Genomic DNA, 11,181 nt, shown 5'->3' with positions numbered 1-11,181 from the left:
GTCAGTGACCGCTGACCCGCCCCCGCAGGAGCAGCGACAGGGCCGAGTGCACGTCGTCGAGCGACCGCTCGCTCTGGAAGGACTGCCAGTCCAGCGCGGCCACCAGCACCATGCCGACCATGGCGGCCGCGGTCAGCGGCACGTCGATCTCCGCGCTCAGCTCACCCCGCTCGACGCCCTCCCGCAGGACCGTCTCCACCACCGCGACCGCTTCCCGCCGGACCACCATCAGCGTGGACTGCCAGGTGCGGTTCGTGCGCCACAGCTCGGCGACGTACAGCTGGGTGAAGGCCGGATAGCGGTCGATGAAGACCAGGCCGGCCCGGATCATCGCGTCCAGTGCCTCGACGCGGCTGCCGCCCCGCGCCTCCGTCTCCTCCGCGGCCGTCCGCAGGGAGACGGTCAACAGCCCGACCCCGTGCCGCAGCAGCTCCTCGAAGAGGTCGTTCTTGCTCGCGAAGTTGTAGTAGACGGTGCCCTTGGCCACGCCCGCCCGCTCCGCGATCTCCTCGACCGTGGTCGCGGAGAAGCCCTGCTCGGCGATCAGGGTGACGGCCGCTTCGTAGAGCTTCTGGCGGGTGGCCTGCCGCCGGCCGCCCACCGCGGCGGAGGTGCTGCTGCTTTCCATGGCGCTGATTCTCACAGGTCACCGCCTCCTCAGAGGCTCAGTTCGGGGTGCAGCCGGTCCATGGTCCACACCTGCTTGCCGCGGGCGGCCAGCGCGGTGAGGGCCAGGGCGCCCACCGTGAAGGCCACCAGCACCGCGCCACCCTGCCACACGGGGGCGAGGTCGCCGCCCGTGATGAGCCGGCGCAGGCCGTCGACCACGTACGACATCGGCAGGTAGGGGTGGATCGCGTTGAAGAAGCCGGGGCTGGTCTGAACGGGGTACGTACCGCCCGCCGAGGTCAGCTGGAGCATCAGCACGGCGAGCACCAGGATCCGCCCGGCGGCGCCGAACTTGGCGTTCAGCCACTGGACGATCGCCGCGAAGCAACCGGTGACCAGCATCAGGAAGCCGATGGTGAGGGCCGGCCGGGCCATCTCCAGGCCGAGGCCCCAGTGGAGCACGGCCATGAGCAGGCTCACCTGCGCGGCGCCGAGGCCCGCCACGGGCAGCCAGCCGGCCAGCGCGATCCGCCAGGGCGAGGCGCCGGCCGCCAGGGCCCGCCGGTTGAGCGGGGCGATGAGCATGTAGGCGACCATCGCGCCGACCCACAGGGAGAGCGGGATGAAGTACGGGGCGAAGCCGGTGCCGTAGTTCGGCGCCTTGTGCAGGGACTGGTTGGCGAGGCGGACCGGGTCGGCCATGACCTCGGTGCGGGCGTCGCGCTGCTGCTGGTCGTAGTCCGGGATCTTGCCGACGCCCTGGTGCAGGCCGCCGGCCAGCTCGCCGCTGCCGTCGACCAGCTTGTACATGCCGCCGTTCAGGGTGTCCGCGCCGTCGCCGAGCTTGCCCACGCCCTCGCCGAGCGCGCCGGAGCCGGTGGTGGCGGTGCCGATGCCGCGGTGCAGCTCGGCCATGCCGGAGGCGACCTGCTGGGCGCCGTTGTTGAGCGCGTTGACCTGGGCCACGGCGGCTTCCAGGTCGGCGGAGAGGCCGGGGGCCTTGTCGACCAGGAGGCGGGCCTTCTTCTCCAGGTCGGTCAGCTGGGTGCGGAGCTTGGCGACGTCGCCGTTCGCGTTCTTGACCAGGGTGCTGACGTCACCGGTGAGTTCGGCGGCCTCGGCGGCGTCGTCCTTGATCTTCTTCAGGTCGGGGCAGGAGGCCAGGTGCGGCTCCTTGCCGGGGGTGACGCAGTGCTCGGTGTAGTAGGCGTCCGCGCCCCGGGACGCCTTCTGGGCGGCGGAGGCGGCGGCCGGGGCCTTGTCGGCGAAGGTGTCGAGGTGGTTCTTGACCACCTTGGCGGTGTCGGCGACCAGCTCGGCGGTGTCCGCCAGGTTCTTGGGGTCCCGGACGAAGGGGCGTGCCTTGTCGGCGGCGCCGTTGACCTTGTCGGCGAGCTTCTTGGTTCCGGCCGCGACGTCCTTGGAGCCGCTCTCCAGCTTGCCGGCGCCCGAGTTGAGCTTGCGCAGGCCGCCCGTCAGTTCGCCGCTCTTCTCCTTGGCCGTGTCGAGACCGTCGGCGAGCTCCTTGGCGCCCTCCTGGGCCTTGCCCGCTCCGTCCTTGAGCCGGTCGGCGCCGTCGGCGGCCTCGGCGGTCTTGTCGTGCAGGTCGGAGAAGTTGACGAAGATCTTGTCGAGGAAGCCGCGCGAGGCGTTGGTGGACGCCGCCGAGCGGACCTCGGAGAAGACCGTCCGCGAGATCGAGCCGACGATGTAGTTGTTGGCGTCGTTGGTGCGGACCTGGAGGGCTCCGGTGGCGGGGTCCTCGCCCGAGCTGGAGGCGATCTTCTCGCTGAAGTCGGCGGGCATGGTGAGGGACAGGTAGTACGTCCCGTCCTCCAGGCCCTCGGCGGCCTCGCGCTCGCTGACCTCGTGCCACTCGAAGGTCCTGCTGTCGTGGAGCTTCCTGGTGATCTCGCCGCCGGCGTCCAGGTGCTTTCCGTCGACGGTGGCGCCGCGGTCGGAGTTGACGAGGGCGACGGGGACCTTGTCGAGGCGGCCGTACGGGTCCCAGAAGGACCAGAGGTACAGCGCTCCGTAGAGCAGCGGGAGCAGGAGCAGGGCGACGAGGGCGGCCCGGGGCAGCTTCCCCCGCCCGAACCGCTTCAGCTCAAGCGCGGCCAGCTTCGGTGAGCGCATCGCCCGCCCCCTTCGTGTCGTCGTCGTGCGCGGTCTGGTCGTGCGCGGGCTCGTCGGTCTGGTCGGGCGCGGGCTCGTCGGCCCGGTCGGGCGCGGGTTCGTCGGCCCGGTCGGGCGCGGGTTCGTCCGGCGCGGTCCGGGCGTCGGTGCTCTCGTCGGACGCTGGCTCGTCGTCCCGCGGACCGTCCCCGCCGGCCGGTTCCGCCGGGCAGGTCCGCAGCACGAGCGCGTCGCCGGGGGCCTCGCTGCACACGGCGAGGACGGTGGTCCCGGCGGCGGCGATCGAGCGGAGCAGGGCCCACGCCTCGACGCGTTCGGCGTCCGAGAGCTTCATGTCGAGGTCGTCCAGGGCCAGCAGCCGGGGCGAGCCCAGCAGCGCGATGGCCACGGACAGCCGCACGGCCTCCAGGCGTTCCAGGTCCCGTACCGAGGTGCGCGGCCCCTTGGGCAGGGTCGCGAGGTCCAGTCCCGCCGCGTCGAGGGCGGCCTCGATCCGGGCCCTGCTGCTCGCGCGGCGTTCGCCCCGGCGGCGCAGCAGGGCGCGGACCGGGGCCTCGTAGCGGCGCTGGAGCAGGGCGCCTTCGCGCAACTGCTCGGCGACGGTGAGGGCCTGGTCGAGTTCGTTGACCCCGCTGACCGGTCCGAGCGCGGCGATCCGGCGGACCGCGGTCATCCTCTTCGGCAGCCGGTGCCGGCCCACCTCTGCGTGCCCCTCGGTGGGTTTCATCCGTCCGGTGAGGGCCAGGAGCAGACATGTGCGGCCGCTGCCGGACGGGCCTTCGATCGCGATCAGCGAGCCGGGCGCCGCGTCGATGCCGACGCCCCGGAAGGCCCAGCCGCGCGGCCCCTTGAGTCCGAAGTCCTCGGCCCTGACGGCCGCGCCGTGCGGGCTGTCCACACCGTCCCCCTTCTTTTTGAACTGACCGGTCAGTTCAAAAACTACCAGCTTTCCCCGCACCAGGCGCGCCCCGGGGGCCAGTTGCAGCCGCAGACCCCGCGCATCCCCAGGTCAGAGCGATTGTCAGTGGGGGTCGTCACGATGGAGGCAACGCATCGACAGGAGGTTCGTCATGGCCACACCGTCCCCGTCCCCTGTCCACCCCGTCCTGCGGAGGTCGGCGGCTCCGCCGGCCGCCCTCGACCTGCTCGACAAGGCCCACGCCGGCCTGGCCGAGGCCGCCCGGCTGTCCCGTCCCCACGAGCGCTACGCCACCGCCCACCTGGCGGCGCTGCGCACCGCCGCCGCCGTGCTCGCCGCCCGGGGCCGGCCCGAAGCGGTCGGCCCGCGTCGGCGGCCGAGGATCCGCAGCGCCTGGGAGGTGCTGCCGGAGATAGCGCCGGAGCTGGCCGAGTGGAGCGCTCTCTTCGCCTCCGGCGCCGCCCGCCGGGCCCGGGCCGAGGCGGGCATAGCCGAGGCGGCCGGCGACCGGGACGCGGACGACCTGGTGCGTGCGGTCTCCATGTTCCTGCGCCTGGTGGAGCGCATGCTCGCCGTCCGGCCGCCGCAGCAGCCCCTGCCGCAACCCCGTCCGGAACGGCCGGAGGCCGGATGAGCTGCCGGGGAACCGGCCCGGCCCGAAAGACGGGCCCAGGGCGCGGAAGGCAATAAGGTGGGGCGGGGCGGGGCACTGACCGCCCGCCCCTGCCTACCGCGCCGAGGAGCCATCAGCCGTGTCGGACACTTCCCGCCCCCGTGCCTCCCTCCGCACCGCCGTGGTGTGGGAGGTCCTCAAGGAGGCGCTCGACCGCCGCGTGAAGGCGACCGGCCGGGATGTCCTCGACGTGCTCGACACCGGCGGCGGCACCGGCAAGTTCGCCGTACCGGTGGCCCGCCTGGGCCACCGCGTCACCGTGGTCGACCCCAGCCCCAACGCCCTGTTCGGGCTGGAGCGCCGGGTGGCCGAAGCCGGTGTCGCCGACCTCGTCCGCGGCGTCCAGGGCGACGCCCAGGGCCTGCTGGACGTCGTCGAGCGGGACGCCTACGACGTCGTGCTCTGCCACGGCGTGCTGGAGTACGTGGACGAGCCGGCCGAGGGCGTGGCCAACGCGGTGGCGGCCCTGCGCTCCGGCGGCACGCTCAGCCTGCTGGCCGCCGGGCTCGGCGGCGCCGTGCTCGCGCGCGCCCTGGCCGGACACTTCACGGAGGCCCGTACCGCCCTCGCCGACCCGGCCGGCCGCTGGGGCTCCGGCGATCCGGTGCCCCGCCGCTTCACCGCCGAGACGCTCACCGAGCTGGTCGGCGGAGCCGGCCTGGAGGTCGGCGCGGTGCACGGCGTGCGGATCTTCGCCGACCTCGTCCCGGGGGTCCTGGTGGACACCGAGCCGGGCGCCGTGGAGGCACTGCTCCGCCTGGAAGAGGCCGCCGCCGAGCTGCCCGCCTTCCACGCGGTCGCCACGCAGTTGCACGTGCTGGGCGAGAAGCGGGCCTGATCTGCGATCTTCGGGGGACGGAGTCGGCCACTGACCCTCCGAACCCGCCCTCGGCCCCGTATGATCGGGACCAGTGACCGGCATGGTGGACGTGCCATTGGGGAATAAGCGCCTCAGTGGCCGCCCCCGCGGCGGCACTGATCGTTTTCGACCGGATCCACGACTGATCCATTCGGTATCCATTCGCGATCCATTCGAGAACGTGGCGTAGAGGGCGGGTATCACGGGGGCGATTCCCCGCCTATCCTGAAGGGGACCCCTGGTCGCCACCCCCGCGACCGACGGATGAGGAGGACTCCCGTGCCGCTCTCGGAGCACGAGCAGCGCATGCTCGAGCAGATGGAGCGAGCGCTGTACGCCGAAGATCCCAAGTTCGCGACAGCGCTTGAGGGAAGCGGGCTGCGCACGTACACCCGGCGACGGGTCTACCAGGCAGTCGCAGGCATTGTGGTGGGTATCGCGCTCCTCATGGCCGGTGTGATCTGGCAGGACGTGCTCTGGGTCAGTGTGGTGGGGTTCCTCGTCATGCTGGGCTGCACGGTCCTCGTGGTCACCGGTTGGCGCAAGGCCCCCAAGCCCGGCGAGCAGCCCGTCTCCGGAAGTGCAGGCGGTTCGGCCCGTGGCCGGAACCGGCAGCGTCGGTCGATGATGACCCGCATCGAGGAACGGTGGCAGCGCCGCCGGGACGAACAGGGGCAGTAGCCCCCGACGACGTGAGTGAGGGGACGGAAGCCCGCCGGCTTCCGTCCCCTCGCTGCTCCCCGCCGCGGCGCTGCGGCATGATGGGGGCGTGAGTGTGCTCCCCCTGGTCTTCACCAGCGGCTGGGCCAGCGGGATCAACGCCTACGCCGTGGTCCTCCTGCTCGGCCTCTTCGGCGCGACCGGCCTGACCGACCAGGTCCCGGCATCGCTGCAACGCCCCGACGTGCTGATCGTCGCGGGTGTGCTGTTCGTGTGCGAAGCCGTCGCCGACAAGGTCCCGTACGTGGACTCGGTCTGGGACTCGGTCCACACCGTGATCCGGCCGGTGGCCGGCGCCGTGGTGGGCGCGCTGCTGGCCGGCCAGAGTGGCTCCCTCCCGGACCTCGCCGCCGGGGCGGTGGGCGGTTCCACCGCCCTGCTCAGCCACTTCGTCAAGGCCGGCACCCGCATGGCGATCAACACCTCGCCCGAGCCGTTCAGCAACGTCGCCATGAGCGTCGCCGAGGACCTCGGCGTCGCGGGTCTGGTCACCTTCGCGATGTTCAACCCCCAGGCCGCCGCCGTCATCGCGGCCGTCCTGCTGGCCGCCGGGCTGGCCCTGCTGGTCTTCCTCTGGAGCCGGATCCGTCGCTTCCGGCGCCGCCGCGCCCAGCGCCGGGAGGAGGAGCGGCTGGCCGCCGAAGCCCGCGCGCACACCACCTCGCCACCTCACTGACCTCCCTCGATAGGCTCAGCCGCATGGCACGAATTGCGGTGATCGGCGCCGGGATGGGCGCGATGGCGACGGCGGCCCGGCTGGCCGTGGCAGGGCACCGGGTGACGGTGTACGAGCGCGGGGACACCTACGGGGGCGCGGTCGGCCGCTTTGAGCGGGACGGCTTCGCCTTCGACACCGGGCCCGGCCTGCTGCACCTGCCGGCCGTCTACCGCGACCTGTTCGTCAAGACCGGCAAGCGCACGCTGGAGACCTGCGTGGACATGGCGCAGGCGGATCCGGCCGTCCGCCACGTCCTGCCCCACCACGGCGTGGACGTCGCCCTGCCCGGCGCCTCCCGCGGCGGCGTGGCCGCCGCCCTCGACGGCGCCTTCGGGCCGGGTGCGGGCGAGCGCTGGAACGCCGTGCTGGGCCGCGCCCGGGACGCCTGGGACGCCACCCGCAGGCCCCTGCTGGAGGAGCCGCTGCCCGACGACCGCCGGGCCCTGGTCGCCGACCCGTACCCCGCCCTGCGCCGCAGCGGCCTCCTGCGCCGCCGGACCCCGACCCTCGCCGAGGTGGCCGACCGGGAGCTGGGGGGCGGTCTGGGGGAGGTGCTGGCCGGCCGGGTGCGGGCCTACGGGATCGACCCGGCCGCGGCGCCCGGCTCGGCCGCCGTGCTGCCGTACATGGAGCAGACCTTCGGCAGCTGGTACGTGCGGGGCGGGATGCGGGCGCTGGCCGGCGCCGTCCACGAGCGCTGCCGGGAACGGAAGGTGGAGTTCGTCTTCGGCGCGGAGGTCCGGGCGGTCCGTACCGCGGGGGGACGCGCCTGCGGGCTGCTGCTGGCCGACGGCCAGGAGGTCGAGGCCGACTCCGTCGTCTGCGGGATCGACCCCCGGCTGCTGCCCGACGCCTCCCTGCCCTGGCCGCGGGAGGCGGTCCCGGCCCGCGGGGACGGCCTGCCGAGCCGGCTCACCCTCTTCCTGGCACTGCGCGGCGCCCGCCCCCCGGGGACCGTCCACCGCACCCTGGTGCACTCCCCCGGCCTGGACGTGACCGTCCTGCGCCCGGACGATCCCGCCGGCCGCCCCGACGCCGGCCACGAGGCGGTCACGGTGACCGCCGTGTGCGGTCCGGGGAACGCGGCGGCCGTCTCCCCCGACCGGCTGCTGGAGGCGGCGGAACGGGCCGTGGAGGGACTGCGGGAGCGGCTGCTGTGGCAGAAGGCGCACACCCCCGCCGACATCGAGGCGGCCACCGGCGCCCTGGGCGGCGCAGTGCCCGCGCCCGCGCTCGCCGGGGCGGGCGGGCGGCTGCTCTATCCGGCCAACACCACGGCCGTGCCGGGGCTGTACTTGGCGGGCGGCTGGGCGCACCCGGGCGGCGGGCTGGCGCACGCCGGGATGACCGGGGCGCTGGTGGCCGGACTGATCGTGGAGGGCGCGCGGTTCCGCGGCTCCCGGTGACCGGCGGGCGACCGGCCGGGGCCCGGGAGCGGTGGCCGGCGGGTGGAGCGGTGGCGGCTCAGTAGCGGTACTGCTCGTACTCCCCCTGCTGGGGGTACGGGTACTGCTGGGGCCCGCCCTGCTCGTCCGCCGGGTAGGGCTGGGCGCCGCCGTCGGTGGAGCGCTGCTGCGGCACCCAGACCCCGCCGGGCGGGGTGTCGGTGGCGTACTGCTGCTGCCCGGGGTCGGGGTACGGGGAGTAGGCGGGGTACGGCGCGTAGTGGGTGTCGCTCGCGTAGTCGTAGGCCGCCTGCTGTCCGAGGCCCCCGCCCGTGCCGATGTACGGGTCCGAGTAGGCGGCGTAGACCTGCTGCCCGCCTTGCTGGTAGCCGGTGGACGGGTCCCATCCGCCGGCCTGGTCGTAGGAGGCGGCGTACTGGTGGGCGTCCTGCTCGGCCGTGGTGAACGGCGAGGCGAACGCGGCCGTCTGGTCCGCGGCGGTGGGCGCGAAGCTCTGTATCCCGTAGGAGCCGGTGTCCTCGGGCAGCGGCTGGGGGCTGAAGACCTCCTCGGCCGCGGCGAACTGCCGCTCCGGGCCGGGGCCTTCGCCGGCTTCCCCGGCGCCGTCCGCGCCCTCGTACTCCAGCGCGGTGACTTCCAGGGCCGGTTCGGGACGCGGGCCGCCGGAGCGGCGGCGCCCGGACTGCCGTTGGGGTTCCCCGCCGCGCCGCAGCGCCCAGCCGGCCACGAAGCCCTTGCGGAAGGAGAGCGTCACCAGGGTCTGGCCGGCGGCGAACGCGGCCGCGCCGGCGCCGATGACCGGCACCGACGGCAGGATCACGCCGGCGACGACCCCGAGGAAGCCGGTGAAGGCGAGCAGGCGCCAGCGGAGCCGGGCCTTGTACTGCATCAGGACCTCGGCAAGCAACCACAGCGCGACGAAGCCGAACGCGATGTAGAGGACCGTCATACCCATGCATGGCCCCTCTCGGTACGGCGGACCGCCCGGGGAAACGGGGGCCTGCCGGTCAGGCCCGCTGGTGCAGGCCCAGGTTCTCGTAGATCTCGAGGGTCGCCGTGGAGTTGTTCAGCGTGATGAAGTGCAGCCCTGGGACACCCTCGGACAGCAGCCGCGCGCAGAACTCCGTGGCGAACTCGATGCCAATGGAGCGTACAGCGGCCGGGTCGTCCTTGACGGCGAGCATGCGCTCTTTCACGTCCGCGGGGAAGACCGCGGTGCTGAGCTGGGGCAGCCGGTCGAGCTGCCTGATGCCCACAACAGGCATGACCTCGGGGATGATCGGGGTCTCGCAGCCCGCTTTTTCGACGCTGTCGCGCAGCCGGAGATAATTCTCCGGATCGAAGAACATCTGGGTGATCGCATAGTCGGCGCCCGCGCGGCACTTGTCCACGAAATGCCGGATGTCCGTATCCCAGTCCGTCGAACGCGGGTGCATCTCGGGGAAGGCGGCGACGCCGACGCAGAAGTCGCCGGACTCCTTGAGGAGTCGGACCAGGTCCGCGGCGTAGTGCACGCCCTGCGGGTGCGCCACCCAGTCGGCCATCGGGTCGCCCGGCGGGTCACCGCGCAGGGCGAGCATGTTGCGGATGCCGGCGTCGGCGAACTGGCCGATGACGTGGCGCAGCTCCGCGATGGAGTGGTCCACGGCGGTGAGGTGGGCGACCGGGGTGAGGGTGGTGTCCGAGGCGATCTGCTCGGTGGCCTTGACGGTGCCGCCGCGGGTGGAGCCGCCGGCTCCGTAGGTGACGGAGACGAAGCTCGGGGAGACCGCCTCGACCCGCCGCAGCGCGTTCCAGAGGTTGCGTTCGCCCTTCTCCGTCTTGGGGGCCCAGAACTCGAAGGAGTACGAGCGCCCGGACGCGAGGAGGTCGCGGACCGTGTGCGCACGATCCGACCAGGTGGAAGCGGTACCAGAGGCCATACGGGCAGGTTAGACGCGGCTCGGCGGAGCTCGAAGCCGCGTCCGCCCCTTGGACATGTTTTTGGACCATCGCTCCGCCGGGCGTCCGGGCCCGTCCGCGGGGGGTCAGGCGAGGCGGGCGCGGACGCGCTGGGCGAGCTCGGCGGCGGCCGCGCCGGGGTCGGCGGCCTCGGTGAGGGCGCGCACGACGACGACGCGGGTGGCTCCGGCGTCCAGCACCTCGTCCAGGTTGCCGCCGTCGATGCCGCCGATCGCGAACCAGGGCCGGTCCTGCTCCAGCGAGGCCGCGTACCGGACGAGACCGAGGCCGGGGGCGTGGCGGCCGGGCTTGGTGGGGGTGGGCCAGCAGGGGCCGGTGCAGAAGTAGTCCACGCCGGGCTCGGCGACGGCGGCGTCGACCTCGGCCTCGGCGTGGCAGGAGCGGCCGATGAGCACCTCGTCCGGGCCGCCGAGGATGGCGCGGGCGGCGGGTACGGGGATGTCGCCCTGGCCGAGGTGGAGCACGTCGGAACCGATGGCGTGGGCGACGTCGGCCCGGTCGTTCACGGCGAGCAGCTTGCCGTGGCGGCGCGCGGCCTCGGCGAAGACCTGGAGGTGTTCGAGCTCCTCGCCGGCCTCCATGCCCTTGTCCCGGAGCTGGACGATGTCGACGCCTCCGGACAGGACGGCGTCGAGGAACTCGGGGAGGTCACCCTGCCGCTTGCGGGCGTCCGTGCACAGGTAGAGCCGGGCGTCGGACAGCTGCATGGGTGTACCCCCGGGATGGAGGCGGTGTACGGACCCGCGGGGGTCCGTACACCGCGGTGGAGCGGATGCGGATCAGGTCAGAGGGCGAGCGCCTGGGCGCGGCGCTTGACCTCCGTGCCGCGATTCTCGCTCAGCGCCTGGGCGGGGGTGCCGGGCAGGGTCGGGTCCGCCGTGAAGAGCCACTCCAGGATCTCCGCGTCGGAGAAGCCGTCGTCGCGCAGCACGGTCAGCAGGCCGACAAGGCCCTTGACGACCTTGTCACCGTCGATGAAGGGCGCGGGCACCTGCAGGGCGCGGTTCTCGCCCCGGCGTACGGCGATGAGCTGCCCCTCCTTGACCATCTGGCGGACCCGGGTCACCTCGATGTCGAGCATCTCCGCGATGTCGGGGAGGTACAGCCACGAGGGGACAAGGGCATCGATCTTTGCGTCAATCTCGGTCACGGGGACAAGCCTGCCACCTCGGCCGGGCC

Annotated in this window: 12 protein-coding genes; 5 read left to right on the top strand and 7 right to left on the bottom strand. The window is 73.4% G+C overall.

Going from position 1 to position 11,181, the window contains the following annotated elements; all coding sequences use genetic code 11:
- Position 1 precedes the first annotated feature (1 nt).
- The 3 genes from AC07FY_RS02910 to AC07FY_RS02900 are packed head-to-tail and all read right to left on the bottom strand — an operon-like array spanning position 2 to position 3,643.
- On the bottom strand, positions 2 to 628 hold the full coding sequence (locus AC07FY_RS02910; RefSeq protein ID WP_478999464.1) for a TetR/AcrR family transcriptional regulator: 627 nt from the start codon (positions 626 to 628) through the stop codon (positions 2 to 4).
- Between the two features lie 29 nt (positions 629 to 657).
- Positions 658 to 2,745 (bottom strand): YhgE/Pip family protein, encoded by a 2,088-nt coding sequence (locus tag AC07FY_RS02905; protein WP_478999463.1) that lies wholly within the window; start codon positions 2,743 to 2,745, stop codon positions 658 to 660.
- Positions 2,717 to 3,643, bottom strand: coding sequence for an ATP-binding cassette domain-containing protein (locus AC07FY_RS02900; protein WP_478999461.1), 927 nt, complete (start codon positions 3,641 to 3,643; stop codon positions 2,717 to 2,719). The genes AC07FY_RS02905 and AC07FY_RS02900 overlap by 29 nt, the downstream gene beginning before the upstream one ends.
- A 172-nt stretch (positions 3,644 to 3,815) precedes the next feature.
- Here AC07FY_RS02900 and AC07FY_RS02895 point away from each other — a divergent pair, with 172 nt between their 5' ends.
- From AC07FY_RS02895 to AC07FY_RS02875, 5 genes are all read left to right on the top strand, one after another.
- Positions 3,816 to 4,298 carry an SAV_6107 family HEPN domain-containing protein gene (locus AC07FY_RS02895; RefSeq protein WP_478999459.1) on the top strand — a complete coding sequence of 161 codons (483 nt, stop codon included), beginning with the start codon at positions 3,816 to 3,818 and terminating at the stop codon, positions 4,296 to 4,298.
- 118 nt (positions 4,299 to 4,416) lie between these two features.
- Positions 4,417 to 5,175 carry a methyltransferase gene (locus AC07FY_RS02890; protein WP_478999457.1) on the top strand — a complete coding sequence of 253 codons (759 nt, stop codon included), beginning with the start codon at positions 4,417 to 4,419 and terminating at the stop codon, positions 5,173 to 5,175.
- Between the two features lie 300 nt (positions 5,176 to 5,475).
- A complete protein-coding gene (locus AC07FY_RS02885; RefSeq protein WP_478999455.1) occupies positions 5,476 to 5,877 on the top strand; it encodes a DUF3040 domain-containing protein in 402 nt (133 codons plus the stop codon).
- An 88-nt stretch (positions 5,878 to 5,965) separates the two neighbouring features.
- Positions 5,966 to 6,592 carry a DUF4126 domain-containing protein gene (locus tag AC07FY_RS02880; protein WP_478999453.1) on the top strand — a complete coding sequence of 209 codons (627 nt, stop codon included), beginning with the start codon at positions 5,966 to 5,968 and terminating at the stop codon, positions 6,590 to 6,592.
- Between the two features lie 23 nt (positions 6,593 to 6,615).
- Complete coding sequence (locus AC07FY_RS02875; protein ID WP_478999451.1) at positions 6,616 to 8,040, top strand: phytoene desaturase family protein; 1,425 nt, start codon at positions 6,616 to 6,618, stop codon at positions 8,038 to 8,040.
- 58 nt (positions 8,041 to 8,098) lie between these two features.
- On the opposite strand, the gene AC07FY_RS02870 is transcribed toward AC07FY_RS02875, so the two are convergent.
- The 4 genes from AC07FY_RS02870 to AC07FY_RS02855 all read right to left on the bottom strand — a co-directional run bounded on the left by AC07FY_RS02870 (position 8,099) and on the right by AC07FY_RS02855 (position 11,152).
- A complete protein-coding gene (locus tag AC07FY_RS02870) occupies positions 8,099 to 8,995 on the bottom strand; it encodes a hypothetical protein (protein ID WP_478999450.1) in 897 nt (298 codons plus the stop codon).
- A gap of 52 nt (positions 8,996 to 9,047) precedes the next feature.
- The gene (metF, locus tag AC07FY_RS02865; protein ID WP_478999448.1) at positions 9,048 to 9,962 is read right to left on the bottom strand and encodes a methylenetetrahydrofolate reductase [NAD(P)H]; all 915 of its coding nucleotides are present in this window, start codon (positions 9,960 to 9,962) and stop codon (positions 9,048 to 9,050) included.
- Between the two features lie 105 nt (positions 9,963 to 10,067).
- Positions 10,068 to 10,709 carry a thiamine phosphate synthase gene (gene thiE / locus AC07FY_RS02860; RefSeq protein WP_478999446.1) on the bottom strand — a complete coding sequence of 214 codons (642 nt, stop codon included), beginning with the start codon at positions 10,707 to 10,709 and terminating at the stop codon, positions 10,068 to 10,070.
- Between the two features lie 77 nt (positions 10,710 to 10,786).
- Positions 10,787 to 11,152 carry an Rv2175c family DNA-binding protein gene (locus AC07FY_RS02855; protein ID WP_478999444.1) on the bottom strand — a complete coding sequence of 122 codons (366 nt, stop codon included), beginning with the start codon at positions 11,150 to 11,152 and terminating at the stop codon, positions 10,787 to 10,789.
- Positions 11,153 to 11,181: the final 29 nt, after the last annotated feature.

This window comes from Streptomyces sp. NPDC045967, from assembly GCF_056430495.1.
This window is presented reverse-complemented; position numbering and strand designations above follow the sequence as displayed.